At 64.2% G+C, this 24,730-nt stretch carries 14 protein-coding genes and 4 tRNA genes; all 18 read right to left on the minus strand.

Translation table 11 applies throughout. The annotated features are described in order from the left end of the window. Positions 1-10: 10 nt before the first annotated feature. The 18 genes from R2N03_RS18765 to R2N03_RS18850 all read right to left on the minus strand — a co-directional run bounded on the left by R2N03_RS18765 (position 11) and on the right by R2N03_RS18850 (position 24,398). Positions 11-802 (minus strand): YfaP family protein, encoded by a 792-nt coding sequence (locus R2N03_RS18765; RefSeq protein ID WP_232041201.1) that lies wholly within the window; start codon positions 800-802, stop codon positions 11-13. 8 nt (positions 803-810) lie between these two features. Further along, positions 811-2,541 (minus strand): YfaQ family protein, encoded by a 1,731-nt coding sequence (locus R2N03_RS18770; protein ID WP_316659360.1) that lies wholly within the window; start codon positions 2,539-2,541, stop codon positions 811-813. A 7-nt stretch (positions 2,542-2,548) separates the two neighbouring features. Next, positions 2,549-7,330, minus strand: a complete 4,782-nt coding sequence (locus R2N03_RS18775) for an alpha-2-macroglobulin family protein (protein WP_316659361.1) — start codon at positions 7,328-7,330, stop codon at positions 2,549-2,551. A gap of 8 nt (positions 7,331-7,338) precedes the next feature. Continuing rightward, the gene (locus R2N03_RS18780; RefSeq protein WP_316659362.1) at positions 7,339-8,043 is read right to left on the minus strand and encodes a DUF1175 domain-containing protein; all 705 of its coding nucleotides are present in this window, start codon (positions 8,041-8,043) and stop codon (positions 7,339-7,341) included. Continuing rightward, on the minus strand, positions 8,040-9,893 hold the full coding sequence (locus R2N03_RS18785) for a DUF2138 domain-containing protein (protein WP_316659363.1): 1,854 nt from the start codon (positions 9,891-9,893) through the stop codon (positions 8,040-8,042). The genes R2N03_RS18780 and R2N03_RS18785 overlap by 4 nt, the downstream gene beginning before the upstream one ends. A 214-nt stretch (positions 9,894-10,107) precedes the next feature. After that, complete coding sequence (rpoC, locus tag R2N03_RS18790; protein WP_316659364.1) at positions 10,108-14,343, minus strand: DNA-directed RNA polymerase subunit beta'; 4,236 nt, start codon at positions 14,341-14,343, stop codon at positions 10,108-10,110. A 127-nt stretch (positions 14,344-14,470) separates the two neighbouring features. Then, on the minus strand, positions 14,471-18,577 hold the full coding sequence (gene rpoB, locus R2N03_RS18795) for a DNA-directed RNA polymerase subunit beta (protein ID WP_316659365.1): 4,107 nt from the start codon (positions 18,575-18,577) through the stop codon (positions 14,471-14,473). 456 nt (positions 18,578-19,033) lie between these two features. Then, entirely contained in the window at positions 19,034-19,408 is a 375-nt protein-coding gene (gene rplL / locus R2N03_RS18800; protein ID WP_316659366.1) for a 50S ribosomal protein L7/L12, read from the minus strand. Between the two features lie 63 nt (positions 19,409-19,471). Further along, entirely contained in the window at positions 19,472-19,978 is a 507-nt protein-coding gene (gene rplJ / locus R2N03_RS18805) for a 50S ribosomal protein L10 (RefSeq protein ID WP_296226226.1), read from the minus strand. 383 nt (positions 19,979-20,361) lie between these two features. Continuing rightward, positions 20,362-21,057: a 50S ribosomal protein L1 gene (rplA, locus tag R2N03_RS18810; protein ID WP_316659367.1), complete on the minus strand. Its 696-nt coding sequence runs from the start codon at positions 21,055-21,057 to the stop codon at positions 20,362-20,364. Between the two features lie 2 nt (positions 21,058-21,059). After that, the gene (gene rplK, locus R2N03_RS18815) at positions 21,060-21,491 is read right to left on the minus strand and encodes a 50S ribosomal protein L11 (protein WP_316659368.1); all 432 of its coding nucleotides are present in this window, start codon (positions 21,489-21,491) and stop codon (positions 21,060-21,062) included. 164 nt (positions 21,492-21,655) lie between these two features. Further along, positions 21,656-22,240, minus strand: coding sequence for a transcription termination/antitermination protein NusG (nusG, locus tag R2N03_RS18820; protein WP_004634452.1), 585 nt, complete (start codon positions 22,238-22,240; stop codon positions 21,656-21,658). 12 nt (positions 22,241-22,252) lie between these two features. Next, entirely contained in the window at positions 22,253-22,633 is a 381-nt protein-coding gene (gene secE, locus R2N03_RS18825) for a preprotein translocase subunit SecE (protein WP_316659369.1), read from the minus strand. Positions 22,634-22,690: 57 nt separating this feature from the next. Continuing rightward, positions 22,691-22,766, minus strand: a tRNA-Trp gene (locus R2N03_RS18830). Between the two features lie 88 nt (positions 22,767-22,854). After that, complete coding sequence (tuf, locus tag R2N03_RS18835; RefSeq protein ID WP_316659353.1) at positions 22,855-24,045, minus strand: elongation factor Tu; 1,191 nt, start codon at positions 24,043-24,045, stop codon at positions 22,855-22,857. Positions 24,046-24,088: 43 nt separating this feature from the next. Next, a tRNA-Thr gene (locus tag R2N03_RS18840) sits at positions 24,089-24,163 on the minus strand. An 18-nt stretch (positions 24,164-24,181) separates the two neighbouring features. After that, positions 24,182-24,255 (minus strand) — tRNA-Gly (locus R2N03_RS18845). A gap of 57 nt (positions 24,256-24,312) precedes the next feature. Next, a tRNA-Tyr gene (locus R2N03_RS18850) sits at positions 24,313-24,398 on the minus strand. Positions 24,399-24,730 lie beyond the last annotated feature (332 nt).

The following is a 24,730-nucleotide window of genomic DNA, read 5'->3' on the forward strand; positions in this document are numbered from 1 at the left end:
GTGTGTCACGTCAGAAGCGGATCGATTTCATCAGCGCCAGCTCGCCGATCTTGCGCAGCGGCACGCTGACGAACTCGCGCCGCTCGTTGGGCGTGTTCTCGTTATAGATCAGCGTCAGTTGCGCGGTGATGAGATCGCGGTCGTGCGCCTTTTCGTCGAAGTTGTAGCCGCCGGCGTTGAAGTTGCCCCAGTAGTTCACGTAGAACAGCCAGACGCCGGGGCGCGGCGCGGCGGTCGAGAAAATCTCGGGGCCGGCGCCGTCGACGCTGTCCACGTCGAGCCCACCGCCGTCGGAGAGCAGCGGTTGCGCCCAGAACGCGTGATCGCCAATCGGCGAAATGACGTGCATGTCGACCTCGGCGCGCGGGTCGTCCCACGTGAGGACGGCGCGCAGCTTGGCCGACGTCTTGGTGGTGTCCGCCTCGTAGAACTGCAGACGTTGGCGCGACTGGCCGTCGGCGCTGACGATTTCGACGCTGTTCGAACCCGGGCCGAACGCCCAGGGGCGCGCGAAACGGCCTTCGCCATCGCCATACAACGGCATGGCGTTGCCATTGACGACCAACACCGGCGGGCGGCGCTGCTTGCCGGCCGCGCGGATGCGCCCGGCAATGAGCGTGCGGTACTTTTGCGCGCCGCGGTCTACGGGCGGCTTCGGATACGCCGCGGTGTACTGCTCCAGCTCGTTGGTCAGCTTGCTGTTGCGCCAGCCGCCGATCGGCCCTTCCAGATCGGCCACCGGCTCAGCCAGCGCCGAAGCGGCCAGCAGCAGCGCAACGGTGCCCAGCGCCAAGCGCGTCATCCCACTCTTCACAGCAAACCCTCCCCTCGGATCAGGCGACGCGCCATCGCCTCGACAAACTGTTCGTCCTGCCCGCGCGGGTGGCGCGCAAAGGCGAGGTGCAGATATTCGTGCGTCAGCGCGATGCGGTCTTCCTCGGTGGCGAACCGGTGCACGTAGAGCCGGTTGCGGCGCGCGTCGGCATACGGGCGGCCCTCTTGTACGACGCACACGGCCGGCAGCGGCGGTGTCTCGTAGCCGGGCTCGGCACTGAGGCGCGCGGACCAACGCGGTGCGTGCGTCTGCAGCCATGGCTGCGCACCCGCCACGGGTGAACAATCCCCCGCCACCGGGCTCTGGAACGACGTGAGCGTCGCCTGCGGCCACCACTGCGCGAGAATCGCGTCGAAACCCTGGCCGCGCTGGGCAGCGGCACGCGCGGCGGTCCAGCTCATCTGGCCGCGTGCGCTGATGGTGCCGTGGTACTGCACGGACTGGCCGGTTAGGACCAGCGTGTCGGTAAATTCGGCTGCGTTGCGCGCGGCGGCCAGCGGTGGACGCGGCAGCACGCGCTGCGTCCGCGAGCTGTCGGCGATGCGGTAGCAGCCCTTGTCGCGCGAGGCGTGCTGCACGAGGTAGCTGCGCGCCGCCACGGCCAACGCACGCGCGGCCTGCGGCTCGGCGAGTTCGCCTTCGCGCTCGACCACGCGCGCCACGTAGTCGTTCATGCCCAGGCGGCCCGTAATGACCGGCGTGTTGTTCTGGCGCGCGAGCGTCAACTCGCCCTTGCTTTCGATCGGCAGCGTGTTGCCATTGACGAAGCGCACGGCATAGCGGCCTTCCAGGCGGCCGGGGGCGACCGGCTTGCCGCTGGCATCGCGCACCTCGCGAATCGGGTAACGCGCGAAGAAGTCCACCGCGACGCAGGCATCATCGTCGGGCACGGGCGTCTGCTCGATCAGCGGCGTCAGGCGCGGTGCGGCAGCGGCCAGCACCTGGTTGCTCGACCCCGCACCGCCCAGCCAGACGGGCGTGCCGTCGGCCAGCCAGCCCGCGGCGCCGCCGATCGACGCGCCGGGCCGCTGCGGGTCGGGCATCGTCCACGTCTTGGCGCGCAGCAGACCACCGAAGTCCGACACCGTGCCCTCGCCACGTCCGACGGTCAGCACGGAGACGAGTGTCTGCGCGGCAGTTTCGCGCCCCTCGGCCGGAACGCTGCGCAGCGCTGTGAGCAGATCGGCGACCGGCACGCGATGCGTCGGCTGCATGGCACGCAGGTCACGTAGCCACGTGGGCGATCCAGCTTGCTGCCAGAAGCGGCGCCAATCCGCGCGGTCCAGCCCGAGACGCGCCGGTTCGAAATAGCGCCCGCACGATTGGATGAGCGCGCGCTCGCGGTCGATGCTGTTGCCTGCGGTGCAGCAGTACACCTCTTCGGGGTCGTTACCGTGGCACGTGTAGTCGGGCGTGCTGATGCGGCGCGAGACAAGGTAGCTATAGACGAAGAGCTTCCAGACGCTGCCGAGCGGCGTTTCGGCGTCGTGCGGCAACGCGGTGGCTTGCGGCACGCCGCCGGCCGGGTCAGCGCTGAACTGCCAGAGCTTGGCGTCATCGCCTTGCAACGCGGCATATCTCAGTTGCGTAAGCGGCTGGCCAACCGGCCCGGCGGTGGCGTGCCCAGCCTGCCCGGCAAGCGCGAGTGCGCCGCCAGCCCACAGCAGGCCGGTCAGCACACTACGCGCGAGCAGGCGGGAAGGCATCGCCAGATCACTCCACCTTGAACGGATAGCTGGCCGTCTTGCCGTCGCCCTGGAACGCCTTGGCTTCCGGCTGGTACATGCGGAAGTAGCGCACCGGCGGCAGCGCAAAGCGGCCCGGCAGCGAGAAGCGCACCAGCTGGCGCAGCACGGTCGGGCGCTCCAGCGCAGGCACCGGCTGGTTGTACGAGAGCTGGCCCATTTCATACGCGGCCTTGCGCTCGAACGGCTGCGCGCCGTTGCCTTCGTTCGGTTCGCCCTTCAGCCCGTCGATCTGGATGCCCCACGTGGTGGCTTCCACTTCGGCGCCCGGCGGCAGCGGCACTTCGACCAAGCCGTAGCGGTACGTGCCCTGGCGCGGCGTCAACACAACCTCGTCGACGTAGAGCGCATTGCTGTCGAGCGTGTCGCCCGGCTTGACCGGCTTGGTGGTGAACGCGATGCCGCTGCTGGCGTCGGCCGCCGGCTGCTTGGGCGCCTTCGGATCGGCCTTGGCGGGCGCGCTGTCGATCGGCTCAAGACGATACAGCTTGCGCTCCACCGTGATCGGCAGCTTGGACGCCTCGGCCGCGCGGCTGCGGTACGACACGATGCCCGATTGCGTGGTCACGTCGGTCGGAGCCGTGGTCAGGTCCAGCGCGGCGGGCGCTTGCGCGCCGGTCCAGCGCCAGGTCGGCACACCCACCGGCGAGCGCGTCGCCTGCCAGCCGCCAGCAGAAACGGCCGGCTGGATGGTGGCAACGCTGGCGCCTTGCAGGCCGCCCAAACCCTTCTGCAGCCAGACCAGCGCCACAGCGCGATCCATGGTCGGCATGGCGGCGCTGGCGCGAGCCAGCAGCGGTGCCGGGTCGGCAGCTGAGCGCCCGCCGCCCATCAGCAACAGGCTTTGCACCAGCGGGGAATTGTCGGCAGCCAGCGCGTTGCGTGCGGCAATGTCTGCGGAGACCAGCGCTTCCGGCACCGGCTGGCCGACTTGGCGCATCAGCTGTGCCGTCAGCACCGTCGCGACCTGCCGGCCGCGTGGCGAATCCGGCGCCACGAAGATCAGGCTGTCGCCCGCGGCGGGGTCGGCATCGACCGGGGCCTTGGCCGCCTTGCCGCCACTGGGCGCAAGCTCGTTGGCCACGCCCGACAGCGGCGTCGCCACCGGCAGGCCCATCTCGTTGGCAAACCACAGCGCCAGCGCGCGGTGCAGCAGCGGCTCGTTCTGGCTGGTGCGCTTGTAGGCTTCGAGCACCTGCTTCCAGTTGTCTGCCGGCAGGCTGATGCCGACCGAGCGGCTGGCGAGCCAATCCGCGTAATACGCATACGACGTGATCAGCGCGCTGCTGGTCGTCAGCTCGCCCCACCAGCCGAAGGTGCCGTTGGTGCCCGCCAGCAGTGCAAGACGCTGGCGTTGCGTGCGCAGCAGCGCGTCGACGCCTTGCGTGCCGGCCGGGCCGCCATCGCCCAGGCGCGTGCCTGTGGCCGCCAGACTCTGCTGGGCCAGTGCCAGCGGGATCAGGCGGCTGGCGGTCTGCTCGGCGCAACCGTACGGATATTCGATGAGGTCATCGGCCACGCGGGCAAACTGGCTGGCCGTGTTGCCGACCACGCGCAGGCGCACGTCGCGTGCATCGGCGGGCAGGCCCAGCGGCAGGCGCGTGCCTTGCAGCTGCGTGAGCGGAACGACGTTTTCGCGGTCGGCCAGCCAGCCCGTTGCGTCCAGCTTGAGCGTGGTCTGCAGGCGGTCCGAAACCTTGTCGTCCTGCTTCAGCTCGGCATTCACGACACCCGCCTGCAGCGCGGTCACGGGTGCGCGCAGATAGTTGGCGCCGCGCTTGAGCGTCACGCGCTGGTTGATGTTCAGCCCGGCGCCCGAGACGATCCAGTCCGCGGTGATGTCCTTGTCGGTCTGGTTGAAGGCGACCATGTCCAGGCGCGGCTGATCGCTTTCGCGGAAGCGTTGCGGGCCGGTCCACTTCAGATACAGCGGCTTGTCGGAGCGGATGCTTGCCGTGCGCTGGCCAACGATGCCGTCCGATGCGCCGGTGGTGGACACGGCGCGCACCGTGATGCGCCAGCGCGCCAGCGAATCCGGCATCTTGAAGGTCATGCGCGCACGGCCATCGGCGCCGGTCTGCAGGTTGGCGACCCAGGCAGCGGTGTCTTTCTCGTCGCGGCGCGGGCGCTCAAGCACCTTCACGCCACGCTCGTTATGGCGGCCATACGTGCCGCCCGGCTTGCCCGGCAGCGAGGCCAGCGCCAGGTCGTAGCTGATGAAACTCTGGCTCGATGTGGTGCGCACGCTGTTGCGGCGCGGGTGATAGAAGAAGTCGACGATGCTGGGTGCCACTTCAGGCTGCAGCACGTAGATCATTTCGTCGACCACCGACACGGTCAGGTTGGCCGGCACGGGCTTGCCCGCCAGCGCGCTGGTCAAGTCCAGCGTGACGGTTTCGCCCGGGGCGTAGACGGCCTTGTCGGCATGCACGCCCAGGTCCAGCGTCGGTTGCGTGACGACAATGCCGGCGTTCTGGAACACCATGTCGCCGTCGCGCACGTACAGCACCGAGAACGTCATGTTGGGCGCGAACTCCGCACCGATCTTGATGCGCGCGCGGTACTGCGACGGCGTGACCTTCTGCAGGCTGAGCCATTCGCCGCCGCGCGTGAGCAGCGCGTGGCGCTCGACCTTATCGCGCTCCAGCGTGAGCAGCGCATCGTCCACCGGCAGCGGGAACGTGATCAGCGCTTCGGCCGTGTCGCCAATCTGGTAGCGATCGCGGTCGAACACCATTTCGATGTTGCCCGGAACGGTCTGCACGCCGTCACCGGCCACCCAGTGGCTGGATGCGGCGAGCAGGTTGCCGGCCGCATCGCGCACCGACAGCGTGTACGAACCCGGCTGGTCGAACTTGACCGGGAACGTGGCGTTGCCCTTGGCATCCGGCGCCAGCGTGCCTTCGGTGCGCGTGCGCGTTTCGAGGCGCACCAGATCCCACTTGGCGGGCGGCGCGCTGGCACCGCTTGCGCCGCTCACAACCGGCATCGGCGTGAGCGTGAACGACACGTTCTGCCCCGGCGTGGTGAAGTTCGACGTGGTCGACAGCTTGTACGGCGTCGCGCCACGTGCGATCAGCAATTCGCGCGTCACCTTCACACGGTACGCCGCGCCATCGTTGGCAAACACGGTCACCACATAGCGGCTCGGTTCCTTGGCGGCGGGCAGTTCCAGCTTGGCGTTGCCGTCGCCGTCGGTGGTCAGCTCCTGCTGCTCCAGCTTGACGGGGAACAGGCCCGCGTAACGCAGCTCGCCCTCCACCATCGTCACCTGTTGCGCGCGCAGGCTGACCGACACCTTGCCGTTCTTGACCGGCTTGCCGTCCGGATAGCGCAGGCTGATCTTGCCCTTGACCGCTTCGCCCGTGCCGTAGCTCGCCTTGTCCAGCGAGAGGTTCACGTCAAAGTGCGGCTTGATGTATTCGGCCACGCGGAAGGCGCCGCCGTATGTGCCGCCGTTGTAGTCGAAGCGCAGCGAGTAGCCGCCGGCCGGCGCGTTGGACGGCAGCGTAAAGCGTGCGTCCGCCCCGGTCTCGCCCGCCAGGCGCGTGGTCGTCGTGGCCACCGGCGCGCCGTTCGGGTCGAGCACTTGCAGCTTGATGTCGCCGGCAGCCGGCACGGTCGACTCGGTCGCGTTCTTGAAGTTGCGGCCGATGAACTTGACGTTCACTTCGTCGCCCGGGCGATACAGCGGGCGATCGGTGAAGGCGTACAGCTTGGTGTTGTAGATCTCGCTGTCGTAATAGAAATTCTCGGAGATGAACACACCGCCCGCGCGATCGTTGCCGATCACGTAGCTGCGTTCAGGCGACACGTGGCGCAGGTCGGCCGTGCCGTCCGCTTCGGTGGTGCCTGAAGCCAGCACGCCCACACCGTCGGTCCAGCTGACCGACGCGCCGCTGACGGGCTTGCCGCTCTTGCGCTCAGCCGTCCACACCATCATGCCCTGCGAGGTGCCCTTGGTGACGGCCACGGTGTCCGACACGAACAGCAGCGTGTGCGCACGGTACGCGCCAATCACCGCCTCAACGATGTACAGACCTGCAGGCAGCTTGCCGACCGGAATCATCACGTTGCCGGCGTTTTGCGGCATCCATTCGCTGCTGCTGCCCTCGAGCTTCACGTCCTTGGGCGGCGCGATCGGCTTGGCATCCCAGATCGGGTAGCGGAAGCGGCCCAGCAGTTCGTAGCCCTTGAGCGGCGCGTACTGCGGGTTGTTCGAGAAGCGCGTGGGCGCGGTCATCTGGTCGCCCATGCTGAACTGCGGCGCGGTTTCCACGGCCTTGCTGCGTGTGGCGAACGACAACACGCGCTGCCAGGCGCGGCGGGCCTGGCGTGTCCAGTTGTCCCACAGATAGGCGAGCGTGTTGGCCAGGCCTTCGCCCGTGTAGTTGGCCTTGACGTCGATGCGGTGCAGGTTCTTCTGCGCCTTCAGAAATTCCAGCGGCTGCGGCACGCGGTAGACGAGGATGTCGGCGCCGCCGTAGCGGGAGAGTTCGTCCTTGTACTCGCGGCCCGGCGCTTCAAGACGGACCATCGCTTCCTGATCGGTGCCGTAGCTCGCATCCGACAGCAGGAAGAACGGCTGCCCCTTGAACGGCTCATAGCCGCTGCCCGGCACGTCGAACAGCGTGGGGTTGGGCGTTTCCGGCGCATCGGCCGCATGCGCTGCCGGCACCGAAACGACGAACGCCAGCACCGTCACGCAGACGGCGGCGACGAGATTGAACGACAGCCAACGGTTGCGCATGCGTTTTTCTACCGTGTCAAAAAGGCCAGACGAAACACGCCGATGAAGTTGGGGTTGCCGCTCTGCGGCTGCCAGCGCGAGTCTTTCCATTGCATCAGTTCAGAAACCGGGACCGCGCGCAGGCCGTTGTCGGTGCGGGTGACGGTGCCGGTGTGGTAAGCGATGTAGCGATCCATCCAGATCATCAGATGCTGGTCGTCGCCTTGATCGAAGAAGAGCAGATCGCCCGGGAGCGCCTGGTTGACGTCCTTGGCGATGAACCGGCTGTTCTGCTGGATGAGCCCCAGCGCCGAGACATATGCGCCGGTACTGCCATCGAAGCGTGCCCAACGCTGCGTGAGCGCGCGCTGGGCAGGCGTGAGATTCAGCTCGGGCGGCAGGTGTCGCGCAGATTCCGCATCGCGCATGCCGTTGGCGCGCAGCCAGCGGGCGTCGTGCGGGCGCAGCGCCTCGCCGGCGGCAAAGCGCACGAGGCCAGCGCAGTCGCGATGCGTCCAGCGCGGCGTCGGGCCTTGGCGGAGCTGCTCGTTGACGATGCGCACGAACCACGCCCGGAACACGCTGGATTGGTCCGGCGTGAGTGCATCGGCATCCGCGGGAGCCGCGTCGGCCCAACCCGACAACGCATGCACAGACGGAGCGAGCAGGCAGGCGCCCGCCGCCGTCAACCAACGGCGGCGGTTCAGCGCGGCGGCCTGGGCGCGCAACGTCATTGCGTGCTGGTGTTGGCTTCGGAGGCGGAAGCCGCAGCCGCTGCGGTCGGCGCATCGGCCGCCGGAGCTTGCGCTGCCGTTGCGTCAGCCAGCGGCGGCGTGCCATCGCCACCGGCAGGCAGACCGCGTCCGCTTGAGAGCCACGTCACCGGCACCCAGCCGCGCGACGACGGCACGCCGCCATCCAGCGCCAGCGACACCGGCGCGTACCGCGACAGCGCCTTGAGCTTCGGGAACAGATGCGTCTGCGCGGCGTTCAGGAACACCGCTTCCTGGTCGGCCGGCAGCGCTGCACCCGCTTCGCGGCGGACAAGCGGGGCGAGCGATGCGGGCGTCATGGTCAGGACGATGCGATCGGTCTTGTCCTTCGGCAGGCTGTCGGCCACTGCGGGGAAGCGCTTGGCGAGCACCGCCAAGGCGTCATCGACGAGGCGTGCGTCCGGCGAGAACACGACCACATCGCCCGCAATCGCGAGCGTGACCGGGAAATAGCGATCCGCCGACAACTGCGCCGCAAACGGAGCACCCGCCGATTGCGCGGTACCGTAGCGCGCACTGACCGGCCGCTGCCACAGCGTGGCGTTGGCGGGCCCCTGCTTTGTCGTCACCGGCAGGCGCTTGTACGGACCGGACTTGTCGTCAGCCTGCGCCTTGGCTTCGTACGACCCGACAATCTGGCCGAACAGCGCACCGAGCGCCGGCTTGACGGCTTCTGCCTGCGACGCCGACGACAGCTTCGCCACGAACAACGGCGCCACCAGCGACGACTTGCCGTACCAGCACGCGGCCGCCGGCCCCGCAAACGCATCGCCAACATGCGCGGCGGCTTCGCTGATCTCCTTGGCGTCGCCTGCCACGGACTTCAGCAGCGTGCCGGCAGCCTTCCAATCAACCGGCAGCGTCGCGCATGCGGCAGGGTCAGACGGCAGCGCACGCCACAGGCCGGCGTTGTCCCACTTGGCCGTCAGCCGGGCCGGGTCGATGAGCGCGGCGCTCTGCCAGCCGTTGCCCGCGCCGTCTTTGCCCGCACCGAAGTCGAAACGCAGCGCTTCAATGCCGGGGAAGTATTGCTGATAACCGAACGACAGATAGTTGGCGCTCACCACAACGTGATGGCCCGTCGGCTCCTGCGCGGGCAGCGCGTACGCCGTGCCCTGGACATTGCGCCTGCCGGTATCGTCCGACAGCAGCGCCGCCAGCGCGCTGGCCTGCTTGGAAATCGGCTTGCCGTCCTTGTCCAGCAGGATGCCGGGCTCGGACAGCGCGATCAGCCGATCGCCCTTGCTGGCAATCAGGATCGAACGCGTGGCCGAGAGCCTGAGCGCATAGACCGGCGCGCCCGAATCGCCCAGCCCATCGGCGACTTTGGTGAGCTGCGTATCGCTCGTGGCCACCGTGGCGACGGCTTCCAGCGCCTTGGCCAGGCCGTTGCGCTGCATCGAGAGCACCCAGTAACGCAGCTTGTCGTCCGGGCCGCGCCACAGCATCACACGGGCGGGCTCGTCAAACACGTGCTTGAGCACCGTCTCGGCCAGGTCGAGCTTCTGCTCGTACGCCAGGCGGCGCAGCGCCCCGGCCACGGAGAGGCGGTCTTCGTTGCCTTCGTAATAGGCCACGAAATCTTCAGTCAGCACGTCGCGCAGCAGCGGCACACGCAGCACGTCGCGCGGCAGTTGCGACAGGCTTTGGCTGTCGATCAGGGCATCGGGATAGGTCAGGTCGAGCTGGACCTGGCGGGCGTGCAGTGCGCGCGTGCGGCCAAACGAGTGCCAGACCATCTGCACCACCGCCGCACCAGCGGCCACCAGGGCAACTGCACCAACCGCGATCTGCTTGCGTGTGAGCTTCATGGAGGAATCATCGGCAAGACGGGAAGGGCCGGCAGATTGCGCGGGTTGCCGGTTCAAGATCGCGAAATCATAGCGGCTGCGATGTTAAGGCAGGTTAACGTTTCGAGATAACCGCGGGCATGCCGTCGAGGCGGCCTTGAGAGCGTCAGGTCAAGCAAGCCAAAAAAAAGCCCGGCACAAGGCCGGGCTTTGATGCGAGGGACGCTGCCTAGCTTCAGGCTGCGCCACCTTCTTCTTGATGGACGACGGGCGTCTCGAAGATCGAAGCAGCTTCCTCTTCGGCAATCGCTGCGGCGCGGTCGCGGTCGGCGGCTTCCTTGGCCTTGCGGGCACGGTGGTAAGCCAGACCGGTACCAGCCGGGATCAGACGGCCGACGATGACGTTTTCCTTCAGACCACGCAGGTCGTCGACCTTGCCCATGATGGCGGCTTCGGTCAGCACGCGCGTGGTTTCCTGGAACGACGCCGCCGAGATAAAGCTGTCGGTCGACAACGATGCCTTCGTGATACCCAGCAGCAGGTTCTCGTAAGTGGCCGGACGCTTGCCCTCGGCGATCACGCGGTCGTTCTCGTCGAGCAGCTCCGAGCGCTCCACCTGTTCACCCGGGATGAACTTGGTATCGCCCGTATCGACGATCTGCACGCGGCGCAGCATCTGACGAACAATCACTTCGATGTGCTTGTCGTTGATCTTCACGCCTTGCAGACGGTACACGTCCTGCACTTCGTCGACGATGTAGGTCGCCAGCTCTTCCACGCCCTTCAGACGCAGGATGTCGTGCGGGTCGGCCGGGCCTTCGACGATCATTTCGCCCTTGTTGACGACCTGGCCGTCGTGCACCAGCACCTGCTTTTCCTTGGCGATCAGGAACTCGTGCGCATTGCCGTCGAGATCCGTAATCACCAGGCGCTGCTTGCCCTTGGTGTCCTTACCGAACGAAGTCGTACCGGTGACTTCCGCCAGCACGGCGGCGTCCTTCGGGGAACGGGCTTCGAACAGCTCGGCCACACGCGGCAGACCGCCGGTAATGTCACGCGTCTTCTGCGATTCGGTCGGGATACGTGCCAGCACTTCACCCACATGCACTTGCTGACCGTCCTTCACGGTGATCAGCGCGCCCACCTGGAAGCCGATGGTCACGGAGTGGTCCGTGCCCGGGATCTTCACTTCCGCGCCCGACGAGTCGAGCAGCTTCACCTGCGGACGGATGCCCTTCGTGGCAGCGGTACGACGCTTCGCATCGATCACCACCAGCGTCGACAGACCGGTCACTTCGTCCATCTGCTTGGCGACGGTGACGCCTTCTTCGACGTTCTCGAACTTGATGGTGCCCGAGTACTCGGAGATGATCGGACGCGTCAGCGGATCCCACGTGGCGAGCTGCGTGCCGGCCTTGATGGCCTGGCCATCGTGCACCAGCAGCGTCGCGCCGTACGGGATCTTGTGGCGCTCACGCTCACGGCCATGGTCGTCGGTGATCAGCGCTTCGCCCGAACGCGAGATGACGATCTGCTCGCCCTTCGCGTTGGTGACGTAACGCATGGTCGCCGTGAAGCGCACGGTACCGGTTGCCTTTGCTTCCACGCTCGATGCCACTGCCGCACGCGATGCCGCACCACCAATGTGGAACGTACGCATCGTCAGCTGCGTGCCCGGCTCACCGATCGACTGCGCGGCGATCACACCCACCGCTTCGCCGGAGTTCACTAGCACACCACGGCCCAGGTCGCGGCCATAGCACTTCGCGCACAGCCCGTAGCGCGTGTCGCAGGTCAGCGGCGTGCGGACCTTGACCTCGTCCACGCCGATCGAATCGATCAGCTCGACCAGGTCTTCGTCCAGCAGCGTGCCGGCTTCAATCGCGGTTTCCTGCGTTTCCGGGTTCACCACGTCGTTGACGACCACGCGGCCGAGGATACGGTCGCGCAGGGCTTCGATCACTTCACCGCCTTCGACCAGGGCCTTCATGGCCACGCCGTTGGAGGTGCCGCAATCGTCTTCCACCACCACCAGATCCTGCGTCACGTCAACCAGACGACGGGTCAGGTAACCCGAGTTCGCGGTCTTCAGTGCCGTATCCGCCAGACCCTTACGCGCACCGTGGGTCGAGATGAAGTACTGCAGAACGTTCAGGCCTTCGCGGAAGTTCGCGGTAATCGGCGTCTCGATAATCGAGCCGTCCGGCTTGGCCATCAGGCCACGCATACCGGCGAGCTGACGGATCTGCGCCGCGGAACCCCGTGCGCCCGAGTCGGCCATCATGTAGATGGAGTTGAACGACTCTTGCTTGACGGTGTTGCCGTTGCGGTCAACCACGTCTTCGGTCTGGAGCTGCTCCATCATCGCCTTGCCCACCTGGTCACCAGCGGCGCCCCAGATGTCCACGACGTTGTTGTAACGCTCCTGATCCGTCACCAGACCCGACATGTACTGCTTGTCGTATTCCTTCACCTTGGCAGCCGCCTCGGAAATGATCTTCTCCTTGGCCGGCGGCACCAGCATGTCGTCGATGGCGATCGAGATACCGGCGCGCGTTGCCAGGCGGAAGCCCGACTGCAGCAGCTTGTCAGCGAAGATCACGGTTTCGCGCAGACCGCACTTGCGGAACGCCGTGTTGATCAGGCGCGAGATTTCCTTCTTCTTCAGTGGCTTGTTCAGCACCGAGAACGGCAGGCCCTTCGGCAGGATCTCCGACAGGATCGCGCGGCCGACCGTGGTGGCCTGCAGCGTGATCTTCGGTGCGAAGCGGGCGTCGCCGTCGGCTTCCGGGTTCACCAGGTCGTACTCGGTGATCCGCACGTTCACGCGCGAAGCCAGTTCGACTTCCTTGTTCTCGTAGGCGCGGATCACTTCCGAGATGTCGGCGAACGTCATGCCTTCACCGCGGCCGTTGATCTTGTCGCGGGTCGTGTAGTACAGACCCAGCACCACGTCTTGCGACGGCACGATCGACGGATCGCCGTTGGCCGGGAACAGCACGTTGTTCGACGCCAGCATCAGCGTGCGCGCTTCCATCTGCGCTTCGAGCGACAGCGGAACGTGAACAGCCATCTGGTCACCGTCGAAGTCGGCGTTGAACGCCGCGCAGACCAGCGGGTGCAGCTGGATGGCCTTGCCTTCGATCAGTACCGGCTCGAACGCCTGGATACCCAGACGGTGCAGCGTCGGCGCACGGTTCAGCATCACCGGGTGTTCGCGGATCACCTCTTCGAGGATGTCCCACACCACCGGCGTCTGGCTTTCCACTTCCTTCTTCGCCGCCTTGATCGTGGTGGCGATGCCCATCGTTTCCAGCTTGTGGAAGATGAACGGCTTGAACAGCTCGAGCGCCATCAGCTTGGGCAGGCCGCACTGATGCAGCTTCAGCGTCGGGCCCACCACGATGACCGAACGGCCCGAGTAGTCCACGCGCTTGCCCAGCAGGTTCTGACGGAAACGGCCGCCCTTACCCTTGATCATTTCAGCCAGCGACTTCAGCGGACGCTTGTTGGCGCCGGTCATCGCCTTGCCGCGACGGCCGTTGTCCAGCAGCGAGTCCACCGCCTCCTGCAGCATGCGCTTTTCGTTGCGCACGATGATCTCCGGCGCCTTCAGCTCAAGCAGACGCTTCAGACGGTTGTTCCGGTTGATGACGCGGCGATACAGGTCGTTCAGGTCCGACGTGGCGAAACGGCCGCCGTCCAGCGGGACCAGCGGACGCAGCTCGGGCGGCAGCACCGGCAGCACTTCGAGGATCATCCAGTCCGGCTTGATGCCCGAACGCTGGAATGCCTCGAGCACCTTCAGGCGCTTGGCGAACTTCTTGATCTTGGCTTCCGAGCCCGTGGCCTGCAGCTCGGCGCGGATCGTTTCGATCTGCTTCTCGATGTCGATGCCGCGCAGCAGCTCGCGAATGCCTTCGGCGCCCATCATGGCAACGAACTCGCCTTCGCCGTACTCGTCGCACTTGGCCAGGTAGTCGTCTTCCGACATGATCTGGCTCTTCTTGAGCGGGGTCATGCCCGGCTCAACGACGACGAATGCTTCGAAGTACAGCACGCGCTCGATGTCGCGCAGCGTCATGTCGAGCACCATGCCCAGACGCGACGGCAGCGACTTCAGGAACCAGATGTGCGCGGTCGGCGCAGCCAGTTCGATGTGGCCCATGCGCTCACGGCGCACCTTGGCCAGCGTCACTTCAACGCCGCACTTCTCGCAGATCACGCCACGGTGCTTCAGGCGCTTGTACTTGCCGCACAGGCACTCGTAGTCCTTGATCGGGCCGAAGATCTTGGCGCAGAACAGACCGTCACGCTCGGGCTTGAACGTGCGGTAGTTGATCGTCTCGGGCTTCTTGACTTCGCCGTACGACCACGAACGGATTTTCTCGGGCGACGCGAGACCAATCTTGATCGCGTCAAACTGCTCTTCTTGCTGTACCTGACGGAATAGGTCGAGCAATGCTTTCATTCCAAACTCCTTGAGTTTGAGGCTGGCGCCTTGGTGTGACCCAAAGGCACCGGCCCTAAATCTTCGTCAATGGCTGCTGTTACCAGGGCATGGCGATGTTGCCGCCACGCCCTCACCGCATCGGCGCTCAGTTGCGCTCGAGGTCGATGTCGATACCCAGCGAGCGGATTTCCTTCACCAGCACGTTGAACGATTCCGGCATGCCGGCATCGATCGAGTGCTCGCCCTTGACGATGTTCTCGTACACCTTGGTCCGGCCGTTCACGTCGTCCGACTTGACGGTCAGCATTTCCTGCAGGACATACGACGCGCCGTACGCTTCCAGCGCCCACACTTCCATTTCACCGAAACGCTGGCCACCGAACTGGGCCTTACCGCCCAGCGGCTGCTGCGTCACCAGCGAGTACGGACCGGTCGAACGCGCGTGCATCTTGTCGTCGACCAAGTGATGCAGCTTCAGCATGTGCATGACGCCCAGCGTGACCGGACGCTCGAACGCTTCGCCGGTGCGGCCGTCGTACAGCGTGACCTGCTGCTTGGAGGCGGTCAGACCCTTTTCCTTGGCGATGTCTTCCGGATAGGCGAGGTCCAGCATGCGGCGGATCTCGTCCTCATGCGCACCGTCGAACACCGGCGTCGCGAACGGCACGCCCTTCTTCAGGTTCTCGGCCAGTTCCAGGACTTCGGCGTCGGACAGGCTGTCCAGATCTTCGGTCTTGCCGCTTTCGTTGTAGATCTGGTTCAGCAGCTTGCGGACCTCGGCTGCCTTGGCTTGCGCCTTGAGCATGTTGCCGATGCGCTCGCCCAGACCGCGCGCGGCCCAGCCCAGGTGGGTTTCGAGAATCTGACCCACGTTCATCCGCGAAGGCACACCCAGCGGGTTCAGCACGATGTCGGCAGGCGTACCGTCGGCCATGTACGGCATGTCTTCGATCGGGGTGATCTTCGACACCACACCCTTGTTACCGTGACGGCCGGCCATCTTGTCGCCAGGCTGCAGGCGGCGCTTCACGGCCAGGTACACCTTGACCATCTTGATCACGCCCGGCGGCAGTTCGTCGCCTTGCGTGAGCTTCTTGCGCTTCTCTTCGAACGCGAGGTCGAAGTCGTGGCGCTTCTGCTCGATGGCAACCTTCACGGCTTCCAGTTGCAGCGCGACTTCGTCTTCCGCCGGGCGGATGTCGAACCAGTGCCACTTGTCCAGATCGGCCAGGTATTCCTTCGTGAGCGCGGTGCCCTTGGCCAGCTTCTTCGGGCCGCCGTTGGCAACCTTGCCCACCAGAAGACGCTCCAGACGCTGGAAGGCATCGCCTTCCACGATACGCAGCTGGTCGTTCAGGTCCAGACGGTAGCGCTTCAGTTCTTCGTCGATGATCGACTGGGCGCGCTTGTCGCGCACCACGCCTTCACGCGTGAAGACCTGCACGTCGATCACGGTACCGCTCATGCCCGAGGGCACGCGCAGCGAGGTGTCCTTCACGTCGGACGCCTTCTCGCCGAAGATCGCGCGCAGCAGCTTCTCTTCCGGCGTCAGCTGGGTCTCGCCCTTCGGCGTGACCTTGCCGACCAGCACGTCACCGGCTTCGACTTCTGCGCCGATGTAAGTGATGCCCGATTCGTCCAGGCGCGCCAGCTGGGCTTCGGCCAGGTTCGAGATGTCGCGCGTGATTTCTTCCGGTCCGAGCTTGGTGTCGCGGGCGACGACCGACAGCTCCTCGATATGGATCGAGGTGTAGCGGTCTTCAGCAACCACACGCTCCGAGATCAGGATCGAATCCTCGAAGTTGTAGCCGTTCCAGGGCATGAACGCGACCAGCATGTTCTGGCCGAGCGCAAGCTCGCCCATGTCGGTCGAGGCGCCATCGGCGATCACGTCACCGCGGGCAACGATGTCGCCCACCTTGACCATCGGACGCTGGTTGATGTTCGTGTTCTGGTTCGAACGCGTGTATTTGATCAGGTTGTAGATGTCCACGCCGACTTCACCGGCCACGGCTTCGTCGTCGTTCACGCGGATCACCACGCGGTTGGCGTCGACATAATCGACACGACCACCGCGCGTGGCCTGCACGGCCGTACCCGAGTCCACGGCCACGGTACGCTCAATGCCAGTACCGACCAGCGGCTTGTCTGCGCGCAGGCAAGGCACGGCCTGACGCTGCATGTTTGCGCCCATCAGTGCACGGTTTGCATCATCGTGCTCGAGGAACGGCACCAGCGAGGCTGCAGCCGACACGATCTGCGACGGTGCCACGTCGATGTACTGCACGCGGTCCGGCGTGACCATACGGGTTTCACGCTCGCTGCCTTCACGCGCGGAGACCAGCTCGTCGATCAGGTTGCCGTCCTTGTCCAGCGTCGCGTTGGCCTGCGCCACCACGTACTTGCCTTCCTCGATGGCCGACAGGTAATCCACCTGGTCAGTCAGCTTGCCGTTTTCAACCTTGCGATACGGCGTTTCGAGGAAGCCGTAGTCGTTCAGTTGTGCGTACAGCGCCAGCGAGTTGATCAGACCAATGTTCGGACCTTCCGGCGTTTCGATCGGGCACACGCGGCCGTAGTGGGTCGGGTGCACGTCACGGACTTCAAAGCCCGCGCGCTCGCGCGTCAGACCGCCCGGGCCCAGTGCCGAAATACGACGCTTGTGCGTGACTTCCGACAGCGGGTTGGTCTGGTCCATGAACTGCGACAGCTGCGACGAACCGAAGAACTCGCGAATCGCCGACGAAATCGGCTTCGAGTTGATCAGGTCGTGCGGCATCAGGTTTTCCGTCTCGGCCTGGCCCAGACGCTCCTTGACAGCACGCTCGACGCGCGACAAGCCGGCGCGGAACTGGTTTTCGGCCAGTTCGCCGACGCAACGCACGCGACGGTTGCCGAGGTGGTCGATATCGTCCACTTCGCCCTTGCCGTTACGCAGGTTCACGAGCAGCTTGATCGTGTCGAGGATGTCGTCATCCGTGAGCACCATCGGGCCCGAGCCCTCCGCGCGGTTCAGGCGGCTGTTGACCTTCATGCGGCCCACACGCGACAGGTCGTACGAGTCCTCGCTGTAGAACAGGCGGTGGAACAGCGCTTCGACGGCATCTTCGGTCGGCGGCTCGCCGGGGCGCATCATGCGGTAGATCGCGATACGCGCGGCGGTCTGGTCGGCCGTGTCATCTGTGCGCAGCGTGGACGAGATGTACGGACCCTGATCCAGGTCATTCGTGTACAGCGTCTGGATTTCCTTGACGCCGGCATCACGCAGCTTTTCGATCACGCCTTCGGTCAGTTCGTCGTTGGCGTTGGCCAGGACTTCACCGGTATCCGGATCGACGATGTTCTTCGCCAGCACGCGGCCCAGGAGGTAGTCTTCCGGCACGCTGATCAGCTTGGTACCGGCGGAATCCAGGTCGCGGATGTGCTTGGCATTGATACGCTTGTCCTTCTCGACGACGACTTTGCCGTTCTTGTCGGAAATGTCGAAGCGAGCGACTTCACCGCGCAGACGTTCGGGCACGAATTCCATCAGTGCGCCTTCGGTCTTGAGCGTGAAGTTGTCGAACACGAAGAAGTGCGCCAGGATCTGCTCCGGCGTCAGGCCAATCGACTTCAGCAGGATCGTCACCGGCATCTTGCGGCGGCGGTCAACGCGGAAGTACAGGATGTCCTTCGGGTCGAATTCGAAATCGAGCCACGAGCCGCGGTACGGAATGATCCGCGCCGAGAACAGCAGCTTGCCCGAGCTGTGCGTCTTGCCCTTGTCGTGCTCGAAGAACACGCCTGGCGAACGGTGCAGCTGGGACACGATCACACGTTCCGTGCCGTTGATCACGAACGAACCGGTGGAGGTCATGAGCGGAATTTCGCCCATGTAGACTTCCTGCTCCTTGATCTCCTTGACCTTGGTGGGGTTCTCGCGGTCGTTGATGATCAGGCGCACCTTCGCGCGCAGCGCGGAATGATAGGTCAGACCACGCTGCTGACATTCCTTGACGTCGAACGGCGGGCTGGACAGGTGGTATGACACGAACTCCATCCGTGCCAAACCATTGTGCGACACGATGGGGAAGATGGCGTTGAATGCCGCTTGCAGGCCTTCGGTCTTGCGCTGCGCGACCGGCACGTTTTCCTGCAAGAACTGGGTATACGATTGAATCTGGGTAGCAAGCAGGAACGGAACCTGATGAACCGTTGCGCGCTTCGCGAAACTCTTGCGAATACGCTTCTTCTCGGTAAAGCTGTACGCCATGGGATCTCCGAATCATCGCAAGTGCAGCGACGGACTGTGGCGTGGTCGCGCCTGGCACTTGAGGTGTTCAGCGACTGGTGACGGGATTTGGCGGTTGGCCGCTACCAACCTCTGGCTGACAGTACTGCGCGCACCGCCCGCACATGGGCCCATGGAGCCCATGCCACGAACGGGGGAGTACCCGACCAAACTTGCCTTCTGCAGTCGGTTCAGAAGACAAACATCAGCGGACTGCGAGTCGTCCAGTGTGCCACTGATGTTTGACCTCTGCTGGCCTCAGTAGGGCCGGCCGCCGAAAATTCGGGCGAAAGTGACGTCAAGAATACCTATTGCTTACCTGCGGTGTGATTGTAAGGCCGCTCAACATCCGGTCCTACAAGCGCAAAAAGGCTGGCGCCGGGAAATTTCCCTTTGCCAGCCTCGATCGCGCACCGATACGGCACGCGAGACCTGCACTTACTTGGCTTCGGCTTCCGCGCCGGCTTCCACCAGCTTCTTCACCAGCTCGTCAGCAGTCTTCTTGTCGACGCCTTCCTTCACGGGCTTCGGTGCGCCATCGACCAGGTCCTTGGCTTCCTTCAGGCCCAGGCCGGTGATTTCACGCACGGCCTTGATGACGCCAACCTTGTTCGCGCCGGCGCTCTTCAGCGTCACGGTGAATTCGGTTTGCTCTTCAGCAGCCGGAGCAGCTGCGCCGCCAGCCGGGCCAGCCACTGCCACAGCAGCAGCCGACACGCCAAACTTTTCTTCGAACGCCTTGACCAGGTCGTTCAGTTCCATTACGGACATCGCGCCAACGGCTTCCAGGATGTCGTCTTTGGTGATTGCCATTTGAATAACTCCAGAATGTGATTCGGTATCGATCGTGCGATCTGTGCGCGGTGCAGCAGCCGATCAGGCCGCGGCAGCCTCGCCTTCGCCTTGCTTGGCAGCCAGGGCACCCAGGGCGCGGGCAAAGCCCGACACCGGTGCCTGCATGACGAACAGCAGCTTGCTGAGCAGTTCTTCCCGGCTCGGGATCGTTGCCAGGGCCTTCACGCCGTTGACATCGAGGACCTTGCCATCGTAAGAACCGGCGCGCAGCACCAGCTTGTCGTTGCCCTTGGCGAAATCGTTCAGCACCTTGGCCGGGGCCACTGCATCTTCGGAAATACCGTAGATCAGCGGGCCGGTCAGTTGCTCGGCGAGTTCGGCAAACGGCGTGCCTTCAACAGCACGGCGAGCCAGCGTGTTCTTCAGAACGCGCAGGTAGACGCCTTGCTGGCGCGCTTGCGCGCGCAGCTTGGTCAGATCGCCAACCGTGATACCGCGATATTCGGCGACGACGATGGTCGAGGCCTTGGCGACTTGCGCCGTTACCTCGGCCACGACGGCCTTCTTATCTTCGAGATTGAGTGCCACGGTTAAGCTCCAAAACGACTTCGGCTTGCGCAGTCACTGCGGTCACCTCGGTCAGTCCAAAAGTACGGCGTCCGATTGGCACAAATCACTTCGGCAATACCAAAGTCACTCATTCCCTTCGGGGGCGCCATCTGCGTTGGCTGCAGCGCTGATCCGTTGCCGGATTGCGCTGCGATTAAGGTGAAGATCCAGACGAAATCCTGAGTCCTTCACCGCCAACGGTCTTTGATAACCAGCAGCTTCTGCGTGCCTTCGCACACTTGCACTGCTGCCCAAAGTTCTTCCCTCAAAACTTCAAGGGAGCGCACGGTATGACCGTGCGCCGCAAATCTGCCAACACCGGGACGGTTATCGGGCCACCCGGCGCGAATGATCGAAAGCGATCAGGCTGCCAGGCTCGCCTGGTCCACACGTACGCCCACACCCATCGTCGACGAGACGGCGATCTTGCGCAGGTACACGCCCTTGCTGGAGGCCGGCTTGGCCTTGTTCAGCGCGTCCAGCAGCGCAGCCAGATTGCTCTTCAGCGCTGCCGGCTCGAACGAGCGGCGGCCGATGGTGGCGTGGATGATCCCGGCCTTGTCGACGCGGAATTGCACCTGACCAGCCTTGGCATTCTTCACAGCCGTAGCCACGTCCGGCGTCACGGTACCGACCTTCGGATTCGGCATCAGGCCGCGCGGGCCCAGGATCTGACCCAGCGTACCGACCACGCGCATCGTGTCGGGCGAGGCGATCACGACGTCGAAGTCCATGTTGCCAGCCTTGATCTGCTCGGCCAGGTCTTCCATGCCGACAATCTCAGCGCCGGCAGCCTTGGCTTGCTCGGCCTTATCGCCCTGGGCGAACACGGCAACACGCACCGACTTGCCGGTACCGGCAGGCAGCACCACCGAACCACGAACCACCTGGTCCGACTTCTTCGCGTCGATACCCAGTTGCACGGCCACGTCGATGGATTCATCGAACTTGGCGCTGGCGCAATCCTTGACGAGGCTCAGTGCTTCGTCGATCGGGTAGAACTTGGTGCGCTCGACCTTGGCCTTGTTCGCGGCCACGCGCTTCGAAATCTTTGCCATGATTACAGGCCCTCCACCGTAATACCCATCGAACGGGCGCTACCGGCGATCGTGCGCACGGCGGCGTCCAGATCAGCTGCGGTAAGGTCAGCGTTCTTCGCCTTGGCGATCTCTTCAGCCTGGGCGCGGGTGATCTTGCCGACCTTGTCGGTATGCGGCTTGGACGAACCCTTCTGGATACCTGCTGCCTTCTTGATGAGCACGGTCGCCGGGGGCGACTTCATCACGAAGGTGAAGCTCTTGTCGGCGAAGGCGGTGATCACCACCGGCACCGGCAGACCCGGTTCCATACCTTGAGTCTGCGCGTTGAACGCCTTGCAGAACTCCATGATGTTCAGACCGCGCTGACCCAGGGCCGGGCCGACGGGCGGGGACGGATTTGCTTTACCAGCCGGGATTTGCAGCTTGATAAAGCCAATAATCTTCTTGGCCATCTTGACTCCTACTCGGACTGCCGCGAGGCAATCCTGTTGAGTGGTAACGCATCAGCGCAAGACTGACGCTCCTCTGTTGGCGCGGGCGGCTTCGCCGCCGTTGCCCGCCGGGTTCGTTGAACCTGGCGATCGGCGCAGCGGCTGATACCGCCACGCCCAATTCATCACACCTTCTCGACCTGGCCGAACTCAAGCTCGACTGGCGTGGCTCGCCCGAAGATCGTCACAGAAACGCGCAGGCGCGATTTCTCGTAATTCACTTCTTCGACGTTGCCATTGAAGTCGGTGAACGGACCTTCCTTCACGCGGACCATTTCGCCCACTTCGAACAATGTCTTGGGACGCGGCTTCTCGACCCCTTCCTGGATCTGAGCCATGATCTTGTCGACTTCGCTCTTGGAAATCGGCGAGGGGCGATTGCCCGTACCACCAATGAAACCAGTCACCTTGGAAGTGTTCTTCACCAAGTGCCAGGTCTCGTCGGTCATCTCCATTTCGACAAAGACGTAGCCGGGGAACAGGCGGCGCTCAGTCACGGTCTTGCGGCCGCTCTTGCTTTCCATCACCTCTTCCGACGGCACCAAGATCTGGCCGAACAGATGTTGCAGGCCTTCGCGCTCAATGCGCTCCTGCAGCGCGCGTTGCACGCTCTTTTCCATGCCCGAGTAGGCATGGACGACATACCAGCGCTTCTTTGAGGCCGGTGCGGACGAATCCGTGGACGTGTCGTTCGCTACGTTATCCGTCATGGCTTTACCCGATTATTTCCAGCCCAGCACGAGGGAAAAGATCACCCACTCGATGAGCTTGTCCGCAGACCATAGGAACACGGCCATAACGACGACGAACGCGAACACCAGGCCGGTCATCTGGCCGGCTTCCTTGCGCGTCGGCCAAACCACCTTGCGAACTTCACGGTACGACTCGCGCGCAAACTCAATGAAGCTTTGCCCCGGCGCAGAGACGAGTGCAACCCCCGCACCAAGCGCCAGCCCGCCAATCAGCGAAGCGGCACGGACGTAGCCTGGTTGCTGCGCCAGCAGGTAAAAACCGATCACCCCGGCGACCACCAGTAGGAACGCAACGGCCAGCAGCCACTTGCCGCTGGCGGTGTTGACGGTTTCGACGTTCGGATTGGCCATGTTTCCCAAACGAGACTAAGCCGCGTGGCGCGGTGTCGCGCAACGCGGCTGATGAATTGGCAGGGGCAGAGGGAATCGAACCCCCAACCTTCGGTTTTGGAGACCGACGCTCTGCCAGTTGAGCTATACCCCTAAAACAGCTTTGGGGTCGCCATTCGGTCAACCCCACTCTGGCGCTTCACGCGCGACCGGTTGGCGGTCGCACGGAAGCTTTACAGCACTTACTCGATGATCTTGGCGACGACGCCGGCGCCGACGGTACGGCCGCCTTCACGGATGGCGAAGCGCAGGCCTTCTTCCATGGCGATCGGGGCGATCAGCTTGACGGTGATCGACACGTTGTCGCCCGGCATGACCATTTCCTTGCCTTCCGGCAGCTCGATCGAGCCGGTCACGTCCGTCGTACGGAAGTAGAACTGCGGGCGGTAGTTGTTGAAGAACGGCGTGTGACGGCCGCCTTCGTCCTTCGACAGGATGTAGACCTCGCCCGTGAAGTGCGTGTGCGGCTTGATCGAACCCGGCTTGCACAGCACCTGGCCGCGCTCGACGTCTTCGCGCTTGGTGCCGCGCAGCAGGATACCGACGTTATCGCCTGCCTGACCTTGGTCCAGCAGCTTGCGGAACATTTCCACGCCCGTGCAGGTGGTCTTCTGCGTGGCCTTGATACCGACGATTTCGATTTCTTCGCCGACCTTGATGATGCCGCGCTCGATACGGCCGGTCACCACGGTGCCGCGACCCGAGATCGAGAACACGTCTTCCACCGGCATCAGGAACGTACCGTCAACAGCGCGCTCCGGCGTCGGGATGTAGGTGTCCAGTGCGTCGGCCAGGTTCATGATGGCCACTTCGCCCAGTTCGCCCTTGTCGCCTTCCAGCGCCAGCTTGGCCGAACCCTTGATGATCGGGGTGTCGTCGCCCGGGAAGTCGTACTTCGACAGAAGTTCGCGCACTTCCATCTCGACCAGCTCCAGCAGTTCAGCGTCGTCCACCATGTCGCACTTGTTCAGGAAGACGATGATGTACGGCACGCCAACCTGGCGGGCCAGCAGGATGTGCTCACGCGTTTGCGGCATCGGGCCGTCAGCGGCCGAGCACACCAGGATCGCGCCGTCCATCTGGGCGGCACCGGTGATCATGTTCTTGACGTAGTCGGCGTGGCCCGGGCAGTCAACGTGCGCGTAGTGGCGGTTAGCCGTTTCGTATTCGATGTGCGCGGTGTTGATCGTGATGCCGCGTGCCTTTTCTTCCGGCGCAGCGTCGATTTCGTCGTACTTCTTCGCTTCGCCACCGAACTTGCTCGACAGCACGGTCGCGATCGCTGCGGTCAGCGTCGTCTTGCCGTGGTCAACGTGACCAATCGTCCCAACGTTCACGTGCGGCTTGGTCCGCTCGAACTTTTCCTTTGCCATGTCGCGACTCCTGTCTCGGTAGCGATTTGCGTTGGTGGATGCGTGGTGCCCATGGGCAGGATCGAACTGCCGACCTCTCCCTTACCAAGGGAGTGCTCTACCACTGAGCCACATGGGCGAAACCTGCAACAGCGAATGGAGCGGGTGAAGGGAATCGAACCCTCGTCGTAAGCTTGGAAGGCTTCTGCTCTACCATTGAGCTACACCCGCCCGGGTTACTTCTTCCCTTGCCGCCCGACCCTGCGGGCCGAACTCACTGCTTAATTTTGGTGGAGAGGGTTGGATTCGAACCAACGTAGGCGTAAGCCAACAGATTTACAGTCTGCCCCCTTTAGCCACTCGGGCACCTCTCCGAAGAGAACTTGCGATTATGGGACCGCGAAGATGTCTTGTCAAGCGCCCAATGAAGAAATCACATGAAAACACTGACAGATCTTCCGCATATGGCCCGCCAGCGCCCACTTAGCAGGTCCAGACGGTGGACAGACCCCGAGCTTTTGCCGGAAGGGCAATTGCAGCTTCGCTCTGTCAGAGCTGCGTACAGCGCAAACCGCGCCACCAGCTAGCGCATGCTTACCGCTTTTGAGCAAAAACAACCGACCCGTAAAAAGCAAACACCCCAGCTATTTGAGTAGCTGGGGTGTTTAGAGGGAGAGCCTGGCGATGACCTACTTTCACACGGGAA

The sequence above is a fragment of the Ralstonia condita genome (assembly GCF_958405655.1).
GTDB classification, from domain to species: Bacteria; Pseudomonadota; Gammaproteobacteria; order Burkholderiales; family Burkholderiaceae; genus Ralstonia; species Ralstonia condita.